The following is an 18,622-nucleotide window of genomic DNA, read 5'->3' on the forward strand; positions in this document are numbered from 1 at the left end:
ATATGGAGATCGCCAAGGTTATTGTCGATGTTCCGGTGAAACAGACCGATCGGCCCTTTGATTATCTGGTGCCGGAATCGATGCGTGATTGGATTGAGATTGGCAGTCGGGTAGGCGTACCATTCGGACATCGAACCGTGCAGGGATTTGTGGTTAATCTTGTACCTCGTACCGGAACAGAATCCTTCAAGCTGAAGCCCATTCAGGAATTGTTGGACATCGTTCCGCCCTTGTCAGAAGATCTGGTGCAGCTCGCGGAGTGGATGAGTGAGCGATATGCCAGCAACCGCATTTTGTCGTTGCAGGTCATGGTGCCGACTGCACTGAAAGGTAAAGCGGAACGATATATTTCCATTGGGGATGCACTGGATGGACAGCAGGCAGGAACGCAGTCGGATGAAGATGTTCTCTTCGTGTGGGGAGAGGAGTCCACATCCGAAAAGGTGCAGCAGGACATTATACGTTTTGTTCAAAGTCGGGGGCAGGTGCCTCTGCAGCAATTGAGCCGGAAATACCCCAATCATGCCGCGTTGATCAAAAAGCTTCTGCTTAGTGGTGTGTTGCTGGAGAGCCAGGCAATCAAGGACAAGCTGAACAAAAAAACAATGAAGGCTGTGGATTTGGCGGTAGATGCTTCTGCTGCGCAGGAGGCACTTGCGTCTTTCCCGGCGAAGGCACAGCGGCAGAAGGAGGTTCTCGCCTTTCTGCTGGAAATGAAAGAGTTGCTGCCGATGCCGATGAAAGAATTGCTGGCTACGCTTCAAGTGTCTGCGGCTACCGTCAAAGGGCTTGAGGAGAAAGGACTTCTTGTAACCGAAGACGTGGAAGTCTTTCGTGACCCTTACCAGGGCAGGAAGTTTCGCGCCACTGAACCGCTTTCTCTCACTGCAGAGCAGCAGAACGTGTACGATAAAATTAATGGCCGATTACAGGAAAGGCGCCATGGCGTCTTTTTGTTACATGGTGTAACAGGCAGCGGTAAGACCGAAGTATATCTGCAGACGATCCAGCAATGTATTGAACAGGATCGGCAGGCGATTGTTCTTGTTCCAGAGATTGCACTCACACCACAAATGGTTGAGCGGTTTAAAGGACGATTTGGAGACCAGGTTGCCGTCATGCACAGCCGTCTTTCGGGTGGAGAGCGTTATGATGAATGGCGCAAAATTCGGGAAGGCCAAGTAAAGGTTGCCATTGGCGCACGTTCCGCTGTCTTTGCTCCATTTGACCGATTAGGTCTGATCATTATGGATGAGGAGCATGAGACCTCTTACAAACAGGAAGAAACGCCGAAATACCATGCCCGTGATGTAGCTGTAAAAAGAGCACAGCAGCATCAGGCTGTCGTGGTTTTGGGCTCCGCGACGCCTTCACTGGAAAGTTATTATGCCGCACGTTCGCAGAGCAATGATGATTTTGCTCCGCTGCTGCTGGAGATGCCTACTCGGGCACTCGGCAACAATCTGCCGGATGTGCGGATCATTGATATGCGCGAAGAGTTGAAGGATGGCAACCGCTCGATGTTCAGCCGGGCTCTGCACAAGGGACTGGAGGAACGATTGGAGCGTGGGGAGCAGACGGTTTTACTGTTGAACCGCCGAGGCTATTCCACGTTTGTCATGTGCCGCAGCTGCGGCTATGTGGCTGGTTGTCCCGAGTGTGATATTTCACTGACCTATCACCAGCGTTCAAACAATCTTCGGTGTCACTATTGCGGGTATGCGGAAGCTGCTCCCGAGGTATGCCCGGAATGTGGCAGTGAACATATCCGTTACTTTGGTACAGGTACGCAGCGAGTGGAGGAAGAACTGGCCAAGTTGTTCCCGGGAATCCGCGTTATCCGCATGGATGTGGACACAACGACGGAGAAGGGGTCACATGAGAAACTTCTGAAGCAGTTCCGGGAGAAAAAAGCCGACGTGCTGCTCGGTACCCAGATGGTTGCGAAAGGGTTGGATTTTCCGGATGTCACCCTTGTTGGTGTCATAACGGCAGACTCGGCACTGAACCTGCCCGATTTCCGGGCTGCCGAGAAAACCTTTCAGCTGTTGACCCAGGTGGCAGGCCGCGCGGGGCGCCATCAATTGCCTGGTGAGGTATTTGTGCAGTCCTATACGCCGGAGCACTATTCCATTGGACATGCAAGCCAGCATGATTATGTTTCATTTGTGCGTGAGGAACTGCTTCATCGCCGCAATCTGCAATACCCGCCGTATTGCCGCCTGATTCTGGTGACCTTTTCGCATGAGCAATTGCCTGTACTGATCCGGCTGGCTGAAAATTACACACGTCTGTTGAAAGAACGTGCCAATGCAGCGGGCTGGCTGGGAAGCCTCGACCGTTTCAGTAACGATGCCTTCGACGTGCTTGGGCCTGTAGCCTCGCCCATTCCCCGGATCAAGAATAGATACCGATTCCAATGTATGATAAAATGGCGGGGGGATGTAGACGCCATCGGAATCGCTCTGGAGACGGCCCGGCGCATGGACGATGATGTTCAGGCGCAAAAACTGCTCATAAGTTTGGATGTAGACCCGCAAATGTTAATGTAAGCATGATGCATCGTTTTCCAGGGACACTTCGTGTGATAAAGTTGGGAAAATGATTAGAGCAAAATGTGGATGTAAACAAGCGGTATAAACATAGATTAAAAACAAAGCAAACGATAATCAAAAGAATGATACCCAACATGAGTTTTGGGTTAGGAAGGTGCTTACAACATGTCGATTCGTATTATTGTTAAAGAACCAGATGAGGTGCTTCACAAAAGAGCCAAGGAAGTTACAAAAGTAACACCTAATGTACAAAAACTGCTGGATGATATGGCAGATACAATGTATGACGCTGAAGGTGTAGGCCTTGCAGCTCCTCAAGTAGGCATTTTGAAACGCTTGATTGTCATCGATGCCGGGGATGAACAGGGTCTCATCAAAATGATCAATCCTGAAATCATCGCAAGTGAAGGCGAACAATTTGGACCGGAAGGCTGTCTGAGTATTCCTGGGATTAATGGCGACGTTCGCCGTTTTGAGACAGTTACTGTTAAAGGCTTGGACCGCGAAGGCAATGAACTGATTATTACGGGCAGTGGTCTATTGTCCCGAGCATTCCAGCACGAGATTGATCATCTGGATGGTGTGCTCTTCACGGATATCGCCGAGAAGGTGTACGAAATTGCAGCCGATCAGACTGGACCGCGACGTAATTAAGGAGTGATGGATTTGAATATTGTTTTTATGGGAACCCCGGAATTTGCTGTTCCTTCTCTGGATATGCTCATCGCTGAGGGTTATAACGTGGTGGGTGTAGTAACCCAGCCCGATAAACCGCAAGGTCGCAAAAAAGTGCTCACGCCAACGCCTGTTAAGGCTGCGGCTGAGCGCCACGGCCTGCCTGTATTTCAACCGGTAAAGCTGCGTGATCCTGAATCAGTAGCCAGATTGGCTGAATGGAAGCCTGATCTGATTGTCACTGCAGCATTTGGGCAGATTTTACCGAAGGCGGTATTGGATATGCCTGTACGGGGCTGTGTAAATGTGCACGGTTCTCTTTTGCCTAAATATCGTGGTGGTGCTCCAATTCAGCGCTCCATTATTAATGGAGAGTCTGTAACGGGAGTTACCCTGATGTTTATGGCAGAAGGTTTGGATACAGGGGATATGATCTCTCGTGTGGAAGTGCCAATTACGGATGAGGATACCTCTGGCAGCATGTTTGTGAAGCTCAGTGATGCAGGCTCCAAGCTGCTGCAGGCAGAAATGCCCCGTCTTATTGCAGGGGAAACCACGGCTGTCCCTCAGGATGAAGCCGAAGCTTCGTATGCCCGCAACTTGACTAGGGAAGACGAGAAAATAGACTGGAATCGAACATCCCGTGAACTCTATAACCAGATCCGTGGTCTTGTTCCGTTCTCTGGTGCATTTACGATGTGGGACGAGCAGGTGTTTAAGGTATGGGCTGCTGCGAATCCCAATCCAATGGGAACTTCAGAGACTGGAGCCAAAGGACAAGCTGAGCCTGGTACGGTGCTGCAGTTAAATGCATCCGGTATCGAGGTGCAGACGGGCGACGGTTCACTCTGGCTGACAGAAGTACAGCCGGCCGGCAAGAAAGCGATGAAGGCGGCTGACTTTGGCCGCGGCGGTACGCTGAAACCGGGCACGGTGTTACGATGAGTGAGAATAGATCCGGCAGATCCGTAGACAGTTCGAGCAGAGGTAAAGGTAAGCAGAACCGTCGCCCGAATCCAGGGAAACCGGGTGGTTCCAGTAACACTGTGGGCTCCCGAACCTCGGGAGAAGCTTCGCGTTCCCAACGACCCAAAACTTCTCCTCGCGCCCTTGCAGTGAAGGTGTTAAGTGCTGTGGAGCAGGATGGAGCCTACAGTAACCTGGAGCTCAATCGTCGTCTGAAAGAGGCTGATCTTAGTCCGGCAGATGCAGGGCTGGCAACTGAGCTGGTATACGGTACCATCGCAAGACTAAACACACTTGATTATTTCTTGGAACGTTTTGTGGCCAAAGGAATGGCCAAGCTCCAGCCATGGGTACGAAGTCTCCTTCGGATCAGCGTCTACCAGATGCTGTATCTGGATCGGATTCCGGAACATGCTGTTGTCAGTGAAGCCGTCAATCTGGCGAAGAAACTGGGTCACCAAGGAATTTCGGGCATGGTCAATGGCGTTCTGCGCAACATGATCCGTAACCGGGATGAATTGCGGATTCCGAATGATCTGCCAGCTGCTGAACGCATTGCACTGGAGCACTCTCATCCGCTGTGGATGGTTAAACGCTGGATGGGCCGATACGGTGAAGAGACAGCAGAAGCGATCTGCAAAGCCAATAATGAACCGCCAGCAGTGAGTGTCCGGGTAAATACGACCATGACCTCACGTGAGAAACTTATGCAAGAGATGGAGAGCACGGGTGCAGTGGTGGAACCTTCACGGTTAAGTCCTGACGGCATTCTTGTACGCAGCGGCGGGAATATGGCACTAACGTCATGGTACCGGGATGGTCTGTTCTCGGTGCAGGACGAAAGTTCCATGCTTGTGGCAGAAGCGGTCGCACCTGAAGAAGGCCAAACCGTGCTGGACTGCTGTGCAGCTCCTGGCGGTAAGACAGCTCATATGGCCGAGAAAATGCAGGACCGTGGACGGATTATTGCCAATGACGTGCATGCACATAAGCGTCAGCTTATCATGGATCAGGCAGACCGGTTGGGTCTGAGCTGTATCGATGCAGTAACCGGAGATGCACTGGATCTGGATGAGCGTTATCCTCATGCTTCGTTCGACCGCATCCTTCTGGATGCACCTTGCTCAGGTCTCGGTGTCATTCGCCGGAAGCCGGATGTCAAATGGACCAAATCACCTGAAGATATCGAAGATATCTCGGGACTGCAGCGAGAACTGCTGGACCGGGTTGCACCGCTGTTGAAGCCGGGCGGCGTTCTGGTGTACAGCACATGTACGATTGAGCCCGCAGAGAACGAACTTATGGTCGCTGACTTCCTGAAGCGCCATTCTGAGTACCAGGCCGTGGATTCTGCCTGGACCGGAACCGAGTTGGAAAAGTGGAATCGGGTGAACGGGGGAGTGCAGATTCTGCCCCAGTATGCACACAGTGACGGCTTCTTTATTGCGAGGCTGACACGTGCAGCCGATGAATAAATCCATAGCACGCAAGGAAGGCCGCCGGGGGGAACTTCGGCGGATTTCTTTTGTAATGGGGTGCGGCTTGTGGGCCGAGGTGTTATAATGCATGAAGTGCAAGACTCTAGGGCATACATGGATGTAAAGTGGTCTTTGTGATAGAATAGGAAGAATGAAAAGAAAAGAAGGAATAGGTGTTGACAACAAAATGAAACCTTTTATATATGATTTTTCCCTCGAAGAGCTGCAGCAATGGGCTGTTGAGAATGGGGAACCCGCTTTTCGCGGTGGTCAGATTTTCGACTGGATTTATGTGAAACGAGTAAATGATTTCAGTGAGATGACGAATCTGTCCAAGGCATTGCGCGAGAAGCTGACAGAGCAATTTGAATTTGTAACCCTTACCGAAATTACAAAGTTTGAATCCAAGGATGGAACAGTGAAGTTCCTGTTCGGCCTTCATGATGATCATGCAATCGAAACAGTTATCATGAAACACAACTATGGTAACAGCATCTGTGTAACGACACAGGTGGGCTGCCGGATCGGTTGTACATTCTGCGCGTCTACACTGGGCGGGCTGAAGCGTAACCTGACAGCAGGCGAGATTGTTGCTCAGGTCGTACAGGCTCAGAAGATTCTGGATGAGCGCGGCGAACGTGTTAGCAGTATCGTTATCATGGGTTCGGGCGAACCGTTTGAAAACTACGAAGCAACAATGACTTTCCTGCGCATCATGATTCACGAAAAGGGCCTGAATATCGGTCAGCGCCACATCACGGTGTCCACAAGCGGAATTGTGCCAAACATCTACAAGTTTGCGGATGAAGATACGCAGATTAACCTGGCCATTTCCATCCATGCACCGAATGATGCGCTGCGTTCCAAATTGATGCCGGTAAACCGTCGTTTTCCTTTTGACGATGTGATGGAATCCCTTCGGTATTACCTGGCCAAAACGGGCCGGAGAATCACATTTGAATATGCACTTATCGGTGGCGTGAACGATCAGCCGGAACATGCAGCGGAACTCGCGAGTGTGCTCAAGAACATGCTCTGCCACGTGAACCTGATCCCGGTCAATCACGTACCTGAACGCAAGTATGTAAGAACATCGAGAAGCGACATTTTCAATTTTCAGAAGATTCTTTCGGAGCAGGGTGTTAATGTAACCATTCGTCGTGAACAGGGACATGATATTGCTGCCGCTTGCGGTCAGCTTCGTGCAAAGCATATGGAGTTGAGGTGAGAACGTTTTGATCAAAACAGTTCATGTGAGCCATATCGGACGCGTGCGTTCGGTTAATGAAGATTCAGCCTGGATCCGCAATCTGGAGACAGGGTATATACTGGGTATTGTCGCCGATGGCATGGGCGGGCATCTCGCTGGAGATACCGCCAGCCGTTTGGCAGTTGAGACATTGGTGCATGACCTGGGGACATTGGAACCGGGGCTGTCACACGCATCCTTGTCTGCTGCCCTCAGCGATGCTATTTTGCATGCCAATGAAGTGATATATCGGACTGCATCCGGAGATGACAAATACCACAACATGGGTACGACCGTGGTTGCTGCCCTGTTGAATGATGCAGAAGGTGTTATCGGTCATATCGGGGACAGCCGTGCTTACAAAATTGCAAACAAACAAGTGATCCAGTTAACGGAAGACCATACCCTGGTGAATGAATTGTTTAAAAATGGTCAGATCAGCAAGGAAGACGTATCACATCATCCGCGTCGCAACGTGCTGACTCGTGCTCTTGGAACAGATGCAGAAGTAAAAGTGGATCTGGATCCCATCAAGCTGGAAACAGGTGAAGTCCTGCTGTTGTGCAGTGACGGACTTAGCAATCTGGTCAGCAATGAACAGCTCGTTCAAGTGGCAGGGAATCAGGATCTACCGCTGGAAGAGCGTGCGGATCGACTGCTTCAGCTGGCTCTGCTGGCTGGTGGAGATGATAATATCACGGTTGCGCTGTTTGAAGCGCAGCAGGAAGGTTCCGTGGTGACGGAAACGGGGTGTGAATCATGATAGGGCACCAGCTAGGTGGACGCTATGAAGTCATTGAGCGTGTTGGCGGTGGCGGCATGGCACTTGTGTACAAGGCACAGGATCTGCTTCTGAACCGGAATGTGGCGATCAAGGTGCTAAGACAGCAATTTGTACATGATGAGGAATTCATCCGACGTTTCCGTCGAGAAGCGCAGTCTGCTGCATCCTTGTCTCACCCCAATGTCGTCAGCATCTATGATGTAGGCCAGGAAGATGACGTTCATTATATTGTCATGGAATATGTAGAAGGCAAAAACCTGAATGAGATTATTAAAGAGCGGGCCCCGCTGCAGGTGGATGAAGCTGTTCGAATTGCTTCTCAAATTGCAGACGCCTTGGATCATGCACATCATAATCAGATTATTCATCGGGATATCAAACCGCATAATATATTGATTGGCCGGAATGGACGTGTGAAGGTTACCGATTTCGGGATTGCCCGAGCGGTTACCTCCACAACGATTACACAGACGGGTTCCGTAGTCGGTTCGGTGCATTATTTCTCACCAGAGCATGCCAAAGGTATTGTTACTGGCGAGAAGTCAGATTTATATTCTCTCGGTATCGTACTCTATCAAATGCTGACTGGGCAGCTTCCGTTCCTCGGCGAGAGTCCGATCAGTGTTGCCTTGAAGCATCTGCAGGAAGAATTTGATGAACCTCGCAAATTCAACCCGCTGATTCCGCAAAGTGTGGAAAATGTGATTTTGAAATCCATGCGAAAAAATCCGCAGGAGCGCTATCAGTCGGCTAAGGAAATGCAGAACGATCTGGAAACCTGTTTGATGCCGGAACGGCGTAATGAAAACAAGATCGACTTCCCGGATGAGGATGATGTGGATCAGACTCGTGTCATGCCTGCCATCAAACCGGAACCACGTGGGATTACTTCTACGGGCGCGGCTCCGGTTATGGAAGCGGACGAGGAGAACCATAAAGGCAAGCCCAAGACAAAGAACTGGAAAAAACCCACACTTTTGATCTCATTGACTGTCCTAATTCTAATCGCCATGGTGGGTGTTGTGTGGTACGTCAAAGGCATGCTTGTTGTGCCTGAAGTGAAAGTGCCTAATGTCGTTAATCAGACTGAAGAGAAGGCGCGCCAGATGCTTCAGGATGAAGGTTTGGTTGTGAGCGATGATGTCATCCGGCAGTATAAGGAAGGTGTCGATCCCGGTATCGTATTCGAACAAAGCCGAAACGAAGGTGATGTGGTCAAGGAAGGTTCGGAAATTCAACTTAGTGTTGGAGCTGAAAAGGAGCTGACCAAAATGATCAGCGTTGAAGGTGATTCCTATGAGGATGCAGTCAAGGATCTGACGAATCTGGGAATCAGTGAGGATCGGATTAAGCGCAAAGATGACTATTCTAATGACGTTGCTTCAGGCATGGTTATTTCCCAGACACCTGGGGCCGATCAAGAATTTGATCCGGAACAAACCGAAATTGTCTTAACGGTTAGCAAAGGTGCGGAGACGGTGAAGATGCCTGAGCTGAAAAATCGTACCCGCAACGAAGCTGAGCAGTTGATCAAGTCCGCCGGCCTGGTTTTGGCTCAGGTTCAGGAAGAGTCAAGCTATACGATGGAGAAGGGGAAAGTGACCCAGCAATGGCCTGTGGAAGCTGGAGCCGATGTGAAACCTGGTGACAAAATCACCATTTTCGTCAGCACGGGTTATCCTCCTGAGGCATTGGAGTACTCCTTCAATATCAATGTTTCACCAAAAGAAGAAGGCAAAAACAGCAAGATTCGAATTACATTCGAAGATGCCCGCGGCAAGAATCAGGAATGGGGAACCCGGACCATTAAACAGTCCAATCAGGCCCTGACCATTCCGCTTGTTCTGGCTCCGAATGAGAATGGTGCTGTATCCGTATATCGTGATGGTCAATTCCTGGACACGTACGTGGTTACCTACGCTGAGGCGAAGAATGGTACCGTAATCGTGCCAACCATTGAGCCTGAGATTAGTAATCAGCCAGCACCACCAGCGAATGAGCCTGAAGAAGGCGGCGGTGGTGACGAGGGCAGCGTGGACGGCAACCAGGAAGGTGAACCTGAATCGACACCTGCCGACGGAGAAGAAGACAATGAAAGTGAAGATACGTCTGCCATGAATAATGGTAAGGATAAAGGTCATGGAAAAGATAAGAAGAGTGAAGTCGTAAACGCATCAAGCCGTCCGTGAGGACGGCTTATTGCTGACGTTGGGTTGAATGCACCGCAAATCAAAGGAGGGCGACGGAGCTATGCCGGAAGGGATCATCGTAAAAGCGCTAAGCGGTTACTATTATGTCATGCCATTGTTAGAAAACGGGGTGCCTTCGGTTGAAGGCTCCGCCGTTCAATGCCGAGCGAGAGGCATATTCAAAAAGAGAGGTGTTTCTCCGCTTGTCGGTGACCGCGTTAGCTATATGCTGACAGAGAATGGCGAAGGAACAGTAGATGAGATTCGGGAACGGGAGACGGAATTAATCCGTCCTCCTGTGGCGAATGTCAGTCTGGCTGTTCTTCTGTTCTCCGTTAAAGAACCGGACATGAACCTCAATCTGCTGGACAAATTTCTCGTACATATTGAGCAGGCAGGACTGGATGCTCTAATTGTATTAACGAAGCAGGACCTCGTAGATCCAGAGAAGGATACTAGGGACACTGTGGCCGAGGTTAAGGCTCTCTATGAACAGATTGGATATGAAGTCATCTCGACCAGCTCGCGAACCGGAGAGGGCAATGAACTGCTCAAAGAACGCCTCGCGGGCAAGATTAGTGTGTTCTCGGGTCAGTCCGGTGTAGGTAAGTCTTCCATGCTTAATGCCCTCATGCCGGGGCTGACACTCGAAACGAGTGAAATCAGTATGCGTCTTGGCCGCGGCAGACATACGACCAGACACGTTGAACTAATCCCGCTGGATAATGGCGGATTTGTAGCAGATACACCCGGATTCAGCCAGCTGGACTTTCTGGAGATTGGTGTGGAGGAACTATCCACCTGTTTCCGTGAATTTGCCCAGTATGCGGATCAGTGCAAGTTCCGAGGCTGTACCCATACACATGAGCCTCAATGCCGAGTACTTGCAGCCAAGGAGGAAGGTCTAATCTCCGACAGCCGTTACAAGCATTATGAGCAGTTCCTTACAGAAATGAAAGACAAGAAGCGGAGGTACTAATTATGATTAAAATTGCTCCATCCATCTTATCTGCAGATTTTGCACGTCTTGGTGCTGAAGTAGCTGAAGCGCAAGCTGCTGGCGGTGACTGGATTCATGTTGATGTCATGGACGGCCATTTCGTTCCGAATATTACGCTGGGTCCTGCCATTGTGAAAGCTATTGCACCACATACCAACCTGCCACTGGATGTACATCTGATGATTGAAAATCCGGAACGGTATGTTGAGGAATTTGCCAAAGCGGGAGCGGCTGTTATTACTGTTCACGCCGAGGCCTGTGTGCATTTGCACCGTGTGATCCACCTGATTAAGGAACAGGGAGTCAAGGCGGGAGTTGCTCTGAATCCAGGGACGCCGGCCAGTGCCATTCAGGAAGTGCTTGATGACGTGGACATGGTTCTGGTCATGACCGTGAACCCTGGTTTTGGCGGACAAGCGTTCATCTCGGGAACCATGAACAAAATCAGACAAATTCGCAGCTGGCTGAATGAAAAAGGACGTCATGACGTGCACATCGAAGTGGACGGGGGAATTGCAGCCGATACTGCACCACTCGTTGTAGAAGCTGGCGCGGATGTTCTCGTTGCAGGTAGTGCAGTATTCGGACGTGAGGACCGTGCAGCCGCTATTGCCGAAATTCGTAGCAGCTACGGAGGCTGATCTATGGGCCTTAAGGAGACGCTGTGGACAATGGCTGCGAGCCTTGTAACGGGACTGGTGCTTGCGTTATTTGCAGTCATTCAATCCCCATACAATGCGCTTACCTCACTAATTGGCGTGGGCGTTGTCATTATGTATTTTCGAAAGTTTGATCGTACACGATCGCGTGTTACGTTCGTTGTATTCAGCATACTGTATTACTTGCTGAGCGTATTCATGATCGCTGTTTATCAATACGTTCCTGCCCAAACGTAAATGAGCTGTTCTTCGGGCTCGTCATGTTGGAATAGGGACAGGTGGTTCCGCATAAATATGGTTACATGAGCAGGTTTCTCATGTAGCCTTTTTTGTCGTGTTTAAGGTGAAGAAGGCCCTGAAGCATAGGATACGGCGGATGCATGAGCATGATGGGGAGGGTGAAGTATGAAATTTTACACATTCAAACTGCCGAAGTTTTTGGGAGGGTTTGTAAAGGCGATCCTTAATACGTTTCAAAAGAACTGATAAGATCGAGAGCAGGCTCAAAAGGCGAATACCGCCGCTATGGCTTCAGGACGATTGGGGAATCCGACCTGAGAAGCGCCATGCGGCGGGTATTCACATGCTTGCGCAGGTGTTTATGTACTTTTTTGAATACCAAAAAAGCACCTGCAAGGAACAAGGTGCTTTTTGCTTATCCGATTTATAGTAGCTTTGCGTGATTATACGCGAGTCACTTTACCGGCTTTCAGTGCACGGGTGCTTACGTATACACGTTTTGGTTTACCGTTCACGAGAATGCGGACCTTCTGAACGTTTACGCCCCAAGAACGACGGTTACGGTTGTTAGCGTGGGATACGTGGTTACCGGTGCCCGGTTTCTTACCTGTCACATAACATTTGCGAGACATAGATTACACCTCCTATCCTAAAATAACCAGTTGCCTTCGGAGAGACGAAAGTCATTCCTTAAAGGCTAAATTGTTCTTCCTGACCATAATGGTCAGGCTCCAGTAGCTAATGGCGTTGTTCAAGCCGGCATGGCCGGATCATTTCCATTACTTAACCTGCATAAAACAATACTTGAATATAATATCATACCCAAAAAAGCTTCGTCAACTGATCCAAAAACTTTATTTATTTCTCCTGCCTAATATAGTACAATGTTGAATAGTCCATAATACAGCGGTGAACAGGCTGTTGCCGCGAGAAAGCTGGAGATTTGACCGTCCCTAGGGGGCGGTGGTCTGCAATTTGGCAACGCTGTGCGCTGTGACATTTCCATCACTGGCACCAGTCTCCATGCGGCATTCATGCCGGCTCTCGATACCGGTGCATATCCGTATGCCCCGAACTCGGGCTTCAGCGGTTGCAAGATATCGGTGGCCCGGCCGCCCAGACCGTAGATCCGGATGACATGTTGATTTGTATGCCTTTGCCGGACAAGGTGTGGACGAAGAATGACGCAGTAAGCGTCAACGCATGAACAGACCAGATAACATCTTGGTGCAAGATGTTCGTGTATCAAGCTAGGAAGGGGAATTCTCACTTGAGTATACGTTCTTTAAATGGAACAGATTTCACCGCAATGGTACTTGCCGGCGCGGAACAACTTGGACAGCATGCAGAGCACGTCAATTCCCTGAATGTTTTCCCTGTGCCGGATGGCGACACGGGAACGAACATGAATTTGACAATGAGTGCGGGAGTTGCAGAGATTAAACGCAAGAGTTCTGCCTCCATCGGAGAAGCTGCCGGTATTTTATCCAAAGGCCTGCTCATGGGCGCACGGGGGAACTCAGGCGTTATTTTATCGCAGTTGTTCCGTGGGTTTAGTCGTTCAGCTGCCCCTTATGAGGAACTGAATACAATCCAATTTGCAGCGGCCCTCCAAAACGGCGTGGACGCAGCGTACAAAGCTGTCGTGAAGCCTGTTGAAGGAACCATTCTTACCGTGGCTAAGGAAGCTGCGAAACATGCCAGCTACTATGCAAGACGGACGAATGATATTACCGAATTAATGAATGAAGTATTGTTAAAAGCAAAAGAGGCACTGGCAACGACTCCGGAATTGCTGCCTGTATTAAAACAGGTCGGCGTCGTGGATTCGGGTGGACAGGGGCTTGTATATATTTACGAAGGTTTTATGGAAGTTCTGCTGCAGACCGACGGTGTTAGCCGTGCATCCCTGCAAAAAGAAGTACAACCATCTGTGGCATCGTCCGCATTGAAACCGGCTGTACCGGTAGAAGAGGTGCCTGCCAAGCCTGCGCAGCAGGTTATTGCTCCAGAGATGCCATTATCTGCACAGGCTAGACTGGAAACGGAAGATATCGAATTCCTGTATGATATGGAATTCTTCATTAACCGCCAGCTGGGAGATAATGCAGGAGTGGCATTCGATGACGAGGCATTCCGGAAAGCGTTGTCAGTTAATGGTGATTCCATCATCATTATTGCTGACGACGAAGTGATCAAGGTGCATGTGCACTCCAAGACACCTGGAGATGTACTGAATCTGGCACTCCGTTACGGCGAAATTACTCAGATTCACATTTTGAATATGCGTGAACAGCACCGGGATCTGCTGACGGCGGGTATGGACATTGCGCCTTCTCCTGAATTGTTTGCAGAGATTCCGCCTGAAACGACACGCAGTCATGAAGAAGCAGTGCCTCCGGCAGATGAGATGGCTCCGTATGGTTTTATCGCTGTATCTTCAGGCGAGGGTATTGCGGAAATCTTCCAAAGTCTCGGAGTGGACGTCGTTCTGTCCGGCGGACAGACGATGAATCCGAGTACCGAGGACTTTGTGAATGCAGTTCGCTCGATCGCTGCGGAACAGGTATTTATTTTGCCGAACAATTCAAATATTGTTCTTGCTGCGGAACAGGCACGCGAACTGCTTGAAGACGAACGCCGGATCACGGTGATCCCGAGCAAAACCATTCCACAAGGAATGGCAGCTGCGTTTGCTTTTCAGGAGGATGAATCTGCTGAAACCAACCGTGATCAGATGCTGGAAGCCATTGGCCGAGTGCAGTCGGGTCAGGTTACTCATGCCGTAAGAGACACTCAGTACGATGAGCTGGATATCAAGGCAGGCCATTACATTGGTATCCATAATTCCAAAATCGTTGCGACAGATGAAAGCATGCTGCGGGCGTGTGAAGGGTTGCTGCAGCAGATGATGGAGAGTGGAGATGAAGTGGTTACCATCCTCGAAGGGGAAGAAGCTGACTCTGAGGTTACTGCTGCGCTTGCGGCATGGCTGGAGTCGCAATATCCTGATGCTGAGGTGGAGGTACATTCCGGAGGACAGCCAGTTTATTATTATTTGTTCTCTGTGGAGTCCTGATAGTACACTCACGCAAGGAGGAATCTCGCTTGAGCCATAAGATTGCAATTGTAACAGACAGTACCGCAGATATACCGGAAGAGCTTGTCCGTAAATACGGAATTCATGTGGTTCCACTGCGCGTTCTGTTTGGTGAAGAAAGTTATGCAGACGGCGTTGATCTGACTTCGGAACAGTTTTATGCCAAATTGGAGAAGGCTTCGGCGTTACCTACAACGTCACAGCCTTCTCCAACCGAATTCATGAACATCTACCAGACTCTGCTGGATGAAGACCCGGAACGTCCGATTGTCTCGATTCACCTGTCATCAGGCATGAGTGGAACCTATCAATCGGCACTACTGGGCAAATCCCTGCTGGAGCGCGAGGGTGACATTACGGTGCTGGACTCCAAGTCGGCATCTTATGGATATGGGTTGATGGTCGTTCAGGCAGCTGAACTTGCGAGTCAAGGCAAGTCGGCAGCCGAGATTGCGGCAGCTGTGGAAGCCATGCAGAAGAGCCGCAAGCTGTTTTTCCTTGTGGATACACTGGAGTACCTGCAAAAAGGTGGGCGGATCGGGAAGGCAGCGGCTATCCTGGGCACCTTACTGAATATTAAGCCCATCTTGTCCATTGATGAGGAAGGTGTCATATACGCTGTTGAAAAAGTCAGAGGACACAAAAAAGCAATGGCACGCATCATTGAGCTGTTTCAGCAGGACCTTGCGGGTAAGCGTGTGAACGTGGCCGTAGGCCATACCGCAGATCCGGGATCAGCGATTGCTTGTGCAGAGCAGTTGCGTGGGCATTTTACACTGAATGAAGTGGTGTACACCAATATTGGAGCTGTTATTGGCAGCCATGTTGGGCCTGGCGTTATTGCCATCTTTATGTGGCCTGTTCCGGAATGAGGGATTAGACATGAAATTGGAAGAAATATCGGTTAAGCAAATTAACGGCGTGAGTGCTCTCAAAGAGGGAGAGCTTCACGCCTTTGGCATCTCTAGTGTTAAAGACCTGCTTGAGTACTATCCGTTCCGTTATGAGGATTATCGTCTGCGCTCTCTTAGTGAAGTGAAAGACGGGGACAAGATTACGGTCCAGGGTAAGATCATGGGTATTCCGGTGTTGCAGCGCTATGGTAAAAAGTCCCGTCTCACCTGCAAGGTGATGACAGAAGAGTGGATGATTACGGCAACCTGGTTTAATCGTCATTTTCTAAAAGACCAGCTTACGCCGAACCGCGAAATTGTGCTTACCGGGAAGTGGGAACAAAAGCGTATGCAGATGACCGTCTCGGATTCGGAGTTTCCGGATAAGGGAGATGGCCGTTCAGGTACGCTGCAGCCGGTCTATTCGGTAACGGGCAAGCTGACGCAATCCTGGATGCGCAAGACGATTAATCAGGGGTTAATTCAATTTGGAGACATGATTCCCGAGATTTTACCTCCATCTCTTATGAAGAAATATGGATTGATGCCTCGTAAACAGGCGATCGCGGGGATTCACCGTCCACAGGATAATCGGGAAGGCCAGCAGGCCAGACAGCGCATGGTCTATGAAGAATTGTTTTTGTTCCAGCTTAAGATGCAGGCCTACCGTGCATTGAACCGAAACCGGATGGATGGGGTTGTGCATACAACGGATAATGCCACCATTCGCGAGTTTGTGCGCAGTCTGCCATTTGAACTGACAGATGCACAGAAGAAGGTGGAGCTGGAGATCCTTCATGATATGCGTTCACCTTATTCCATGAATCGCTTGCTCCAAGGCGATGTGGGTTCGGGTAAAACGGTGATTGCAGCAATAGCACTGTACACCTCGGTTCGTTCCGGTTTCCAGGGTGCTCTAATGGTTCCAACCGAGATTCTGGCCGAGCAGCATATGCGATCATTGCAAAAGCTGTTTGAACCTTTTGGCGTAACGGTAGGCCTTCTAACCGGCAGCGTGAATGGACGGAAACGCAAAGATCTGATCGCTTCGCTGCAAATGGGGATGATTGATATCGTGGTGGGTACCCATGCGTTGATTCAGGAAGATGTATTCTTCCGTGATCTTGGTCTCGTCGTGACGGACGAGCAGCATCGCTTCGGTGTGAACCAGCGCAGCATTTTGCGGCGAAAAGGATATAATCCCGATGTGTTAACCATGACGGCGACCCCGATTCCGCGGACGCTGGCCATTACGGCATTTGGGGATATTGAAGTATCGACGATCTCGGAACGGCCGAAGGGACGAATTCCAATCTCCACCTATTGGGTTAAACATGACATGATGGAGCGTGTGCTCGGATTCATCTCCCGCGAAGTGGATCAGGGCCGTCAGGCTTATCTCATATGCCCCCTAATTGAGGAATCCGAGAAGCTGGATGTCCAGAATGCGATTGATCTGCACGTACAGATGCAGCAGAATTTTCCGAATTATCGTGTGGGCCTGCTGCATGGACGGATGACCGCTGGGGAGAAAGAGGAGATGATGCGTGCGTTCTACAGCAATGATATTCAGCTTCTCGTCTCCACCACGGTGGTAGAAGTGGGCGTCGATGTACCGAACGCTACATTAATGGTTATTATGGATGCCGACCGTTTCGGCCTGTCTCAGCTGCATCAGCTTCGCGGCCGTGTGGGCCGGGGAGCCCATGCGTCCTATTGTGTGCTTATCGCCGATCCCAAGACAGAGGTTGGGCAGGAGCGCATGAAGGTCATGACTGAAACGGAGGATGGGTTTGAAGTTTCCCGCCGTGATCTCGATTTGCGAGGCCCGGGTGACTTCTTCGGTACCAAACAGAGCGGGTTGCCGGAATTCCGCCTGGCGGATATGGTTGCAGACTTTGCCGTATTGGAGCAAGCAAGGGATGATGTGACTGGTCTAATCGCCGATGCGACCTTCTGGACGTCTGTGGACTATACGGCTTTGCGAGAGTATCTACAGCAGCAGCAGGTATTCCAGGGTGATCTGATCGATTGATTTTCGCCTGGATGCATGGCTTTCCTGCAATTCGTGCGAAAAAAGTCAAGTGAACAAGCCCTTCCATCATATGAATAGAAAGTGAGTTCATTTTTGGGAGGTGCTGTACGTTTTGGGTTATCAACAATATGGAATTAGTCCGCAGCTGGTGGAGCGGATCAAATTAAAGATGAAAAATCCTGCTGTCAAAGATCGCATCAAAAAACTGATTGATGGAATTACCAAGTCCGATCTTCAGGACCGGACCAAGGTTAGAAGATTGGTCAAGTCATCTGCTGTCATCTTGAATGAAAACTTCTCTTCAGCTCAGGAGGAGCAGTTCGTTGCCTTCGTCATCGCCCAGAAGATTGATCCCAACAATACGTTTCATTTGATTAAGCTATGGGGGATGTTTCGGTGAGTTTGGATGTAGGTTGAGGGTAATAAAATGAACTGCACATTCACATGGAGCACTACGATGCCAGAACAACCTTCCGATCGCTGTTATCCCCGGATTTTTTTGGAGTCCCTTTCTCAAAGGGGAAAATCCGGGGATAAAGGCGAGCGCTTCGCTTCTTCAGGTTTATTCTGTCCTCTTCGTTTTGTGTGAATGATCTGTTTATTTTATAAAACTCAACATACATCGAGGGTGTAGGTTGGTTAAAAAGTGGGGCAGTCCATAAGTCATGAAAATGACTTATGGACTGCCTTTTTGATGTTAGACATTAGGCAAAGCGTGAGTGATGCATGATAAGGACGTGTTTCAAGAAAAGTGAAAATAGTTGTAACGAACTGAGCGCACGCTATCCGGGTAATTTCT

The 18,622-nt window shown here is 49.9% G+C and carries 17 protein-coding genes; 15 read left to right on the forward strand and 2 right to left on the reverse strand.

Annotated features, from left to right (window positions below; all coding sequences use genetic code 11):
- The first annotated feature begins 2 nt into the window (after positions 1 to 2).
- The 11 genes from priA (at position 3) to spoVM (ending at position 12,041) form a co-directional block, all read left to right on the forward strand.
- Positions 3 to 2,552: a primosomal protein N' gene (gene priA, locus MH144_RS12695; protein ID WP_239300291.1), complete on the forward strand. Its 2,550-nt coding sequence runs from the start codon at positions 3 to 5 to the stop codon at positions 2,550 to 2,552.
- 168 nt (positions 2,553 to 2,720) lie between these two features.
- Entirely contained in the window at positions 2,721 to 3,209 is a 489-nt protein-coding gene (gene def / locus MH144_RS12700) for a peptide deformylase (protein ID WP_095290270.1), read from the forward strand.
- Positions 3,210 to 3,215: 6 nt separating this feature from the next.
- Positions 3,216 to 4,175, forward strand: a complete 960-nt coding sequence (fmt, locus tag MH144_RS12705) for a methionyl-tRNA formyltransferase (RefSeq protein WP_239300293.1) — start codon at positions 3,216 to 3,218, stop codon at positions 4,173 to 4,175.
- Entirely contained in the window at positions 4,172 to 5,671 is a 1,500-nt protein-coding gene (gene rsmB / locus MH144_RS12710; RefSeq protein ID WP_239300295.1) for a 16S rRNA (cytosine(967)-C(5))-methyltransferase RsmB, read from the forward strand. The genes fmt and rsmB overlap by 4 nt, the downstream gene beginning before the upstream one ends.
- 190 nt (positions 5,672 to 5,861) lie before the next feature.
- Positions 5,862 to 6,902 carry a dual-specificity RNA methyltransferase RlmN gene (gene rlmN / locus MH144_RS12715; protein ID WP_239300297.1) on the forward strand — a complete coding sequence of 347 codons (1,041 nt, stop codon included), beginning with the start codon at positions 5,862 to 5,864 and terminating at the stop codon, positions 6,900 to 6,902.
- 7 nt (positions 6,903 to 6,909) lie between these two features.
- The gene (locus MH144_RS12720; protein WP_239300299.1) at positions 6,910 to 7,686 is read left to right on the forward strand and encodes a Stp1/IreP family PP2C-type Ser/Thr phosphatase; all 777 of its coding nucleotides are present in this window, start codon (positions 6,910 to 6,912) and stop codon (positions 7,684 to 7,686) included.
- The gene (gene pknB / locus MH144_RS12725; protein WP_239300301.1) at positions 7,683 to 9,896 is read left to right on the forward strand and encodes a Stk1 family PASTA domain-containing Ser/Thr kinase; all 2,214 of its coding nucleotides are present in this window, start codon (positions 7,683 to 7,685) and stop codon (positions 9,894 to 9,896) included. Before MH144_RS12720 ends, pknB begins: the two co-directional genes overlap by 4 nt.
- Before the next feature lie 61 nt (positions 9,897 to 9,957).
- Positions 9,958 to 10,875, forward strand: a complete 918-nt coding sequence (gene rsgA, locus MH144_RS12730) for a ribosome small subunit-dependent GTPase A (protein WP_095290277.1) — start codon at positions 9,958 to 9,960, stop codon at positions 10,873 to 10,875.
- Positions 10,876 to 10,877: 2 nt separating this feature from the next.
- Positions 10,878 to 11,537 carry a ribulose-phosphate 3-epimerase gene (gene rpe / locus MH144_RS12735; protein ID WP_095290279.1) on the forward strand — a complete coding sequence of 220 codons (660 nt, stop codon included), beginning with the start codon at positions 10,878 to 10,880 and terminating at the stop codon, positions 11,535 to 11,537.
- A 3-nt stretch (positions 11,538 to 11,540) separates the two neighbouring features.
- Positions 11,541 to 11,792 (forward strand): hypothetical protein, encoded by a 252-nt coding sequence (locus tag MH144_RS12740; RefSeq protein ID WP_239300303.1) that lies wholly within the window; start codon positions 11,541 to 11,543, stop codon positions 11,790 to 11,792.
- 168 nt (positions 11,793 to 11,960) lie between these two features.
- The gene (gene spoVM, locus MH144_RS12745; RefSeq protein ID WP_019424875.1) at positions 11,961 to 12,041 is read left to right on the forward strand and encodes a stage V sporulation protein SpoVM; all 81 of its coding nucleotides are present in this window, start codon (positions 11,961 to 11,963) and stop codon (positions 12,039 to 12,041) included.
- 197 nt (positions 12,042 to 12,238) lie between these two features.
- On the opposite strand, the gene rpmB is transcribed toward spoVM, so the two are convergent.
- Together rpmB and MH144_RS12755 are read right to left on the reverse strand one after the other, a co-directional pair.
- Positions 12,239 to 12,427, reverse strand: coding sequence for a 50S ribosomal protein L28 (gene rpmB / locus MH144_RS12750; protein ID WP_024631107.1), 189 nt, complete (start codon positions 12,425 to 12,427; stop codon positions 12,239 to 12,241).
- Positions 12,428 to 12,666: 239 nt separating this feature from the next.
- A complete protein-coding gene (locus tag MH144_RS12755; protein ID WP_239300305.1) occupies positions 12,667 to 13,044 on the reverse strand; it encodes a hypothetical protein in 378 nt (125 codons plus the stop codon).
- Positions 13,045 to 13,065: 21 nt separating this feature from the next.
- On the opposite strand from MH144_RS12755, the gene MH144_RS12760 reads away from it, so the two are divergent.
- The 4 genes from MH144_RS12760 to MH144_RS12775 all read left to right on the forward strand — a co-directional run bounded on the left by MH144_RS12760 (position 13,066) and on the right by MH144_RS12775 (position 18,223).
- On the forward strand, positions 13,066 to 14,874 hold the full coding sequence (locus MH144_RS12760) for a DAK2 domain-containing protein (protein ID WP_239300307.1): 1,809 nt from the start codon (positions 13,066 to 13,068) through the stop codon (positions 14,872 to 14,874).
- A 29-nt stretch (positions 14,875 to 14,903) separates the two neighbouring features.
- Positions 14,904 to 15,767 carry a DegV family protein gene (locus MH144_RS12765; protein ID WP_239300309.1) on the forward strand — a complete coding sequence of 288 codons (864 nt, stop codon included), beginning with the start codon at positions 14,904 to 14,906 and terminating at the stop codon, positions 15,765 to 15,767.
- 10 nt (positions 15,768 to 15,777) lie between these two features.
- Positions 15,778 to 17,823, forward strand: a complete 2,046-nt coding sequence (recG, locus tag MH144_RS12770) for an ATP-dependent DNA helicase RecG (protein WP_239300311.1) — start codon at positions 15,778 to 15,780, stop codon at positions 17,821 to 17,823.
- Between the two features lie 112 nt (positions 17,824 to 17,935).
- Entirely contained in the window at positions 17,936 to 18,223 is a 288-nt protein-coding gene (locus MH144_RS12775) for a stage VI sporulation protein F (protein ID WP_239300313.1), read from the forward strand.
- The last annotated feature ends 399 nt before the right edge of the window (positions 18,224 to 18,622 follow it).

Source organism: Paenibacillus sp. ACRRY (assembly GCF_022346995.1).
In the GTDB taxonomy this organism is placed as follows: Bacteria; Bacillota; Bacilli; order Paenibacillales; family Paenibacillaceae; genus Paenibacillus.

Bases quoted from the DNA above. Each gene is read 5' to 3' on its own strand.
- priA (WP_239300291.1), top strand. From the start codon at position 3: ATGGAGATCGCCAAGGTTATTGTCGATGTTCCGGTGAAACAGACCGAT.
- def (WP_095290270.1), top strand. From the start codon at position 2,721: ATGTCGATTCGTATTATTGTTAAAGAACCAGATGAGGTGCTTCACAAA.
- fmt (WP_239300293.1), top strand. From the start codon at position 3,216: ATGGATTTGAATATTGTTTTTATGGGAACCCCGGAATTTGCTGTTCCT.
- rsmB (WP_239300295.1), top strand. From the start codon at position 4,172: ATGAGTGAGAATAGATCCGGCAGATCCGTAGACAGTTCGAGCAGAGGT.
- rlmN (WP_239300297.1), top strand. From the start codon at position 5,862: ATGAAACCTTTTATATATGATTTTTCCCTCGAAGAGCTGCAGCAATGG.
- pknB (WP_239300301.1), top strand. From the start codon at position 7,683: ATGATAGGGCACCAGCTAGGTGGACGCTATGAAGTCATTGAGCGTGTT.
- rsgA (WP_095290277.1), top strand. From the start codon at position 9,958: ATGCCGGAAGGGATCATCGTAAAAGCGCTAAGCGGTTACTATTATGTC.
- rpe (WP_095290279.1), top strand. From the start codon at position 10,878: ATGATTAAAATTGCTCCATCCATCTTATCTGCAGATTTTGCACGTCTT.
- MH144_RS12740 (WP_239300303.1), top strand. From the start codon at position 11,541: ATGGGCCTTAAGGAGACGCTGTGGACAATGGCTGCGAGCCTTGTAACG.
- spoVM (WP_019424875.1), top strand. From the start codon at position 11,961: ATGAAATTTTACACATTCAAACTGCCGAAGTTTTTGGGAGGGTTTGTA.
- rpmB (WP_024631107.1), bottom strand. From the start codon at position 12,427: ATGTCTCGCAAATGTTATGTGACAGGTAAGAAACCGGGCACCGGTAAC.
- recG (WP_239300311.1), top strand. From the start codon at position 15,778: ATGAAATTGGAAGAAATATCGGTTAAGCAAATTAACGGCGTGAGTGCT.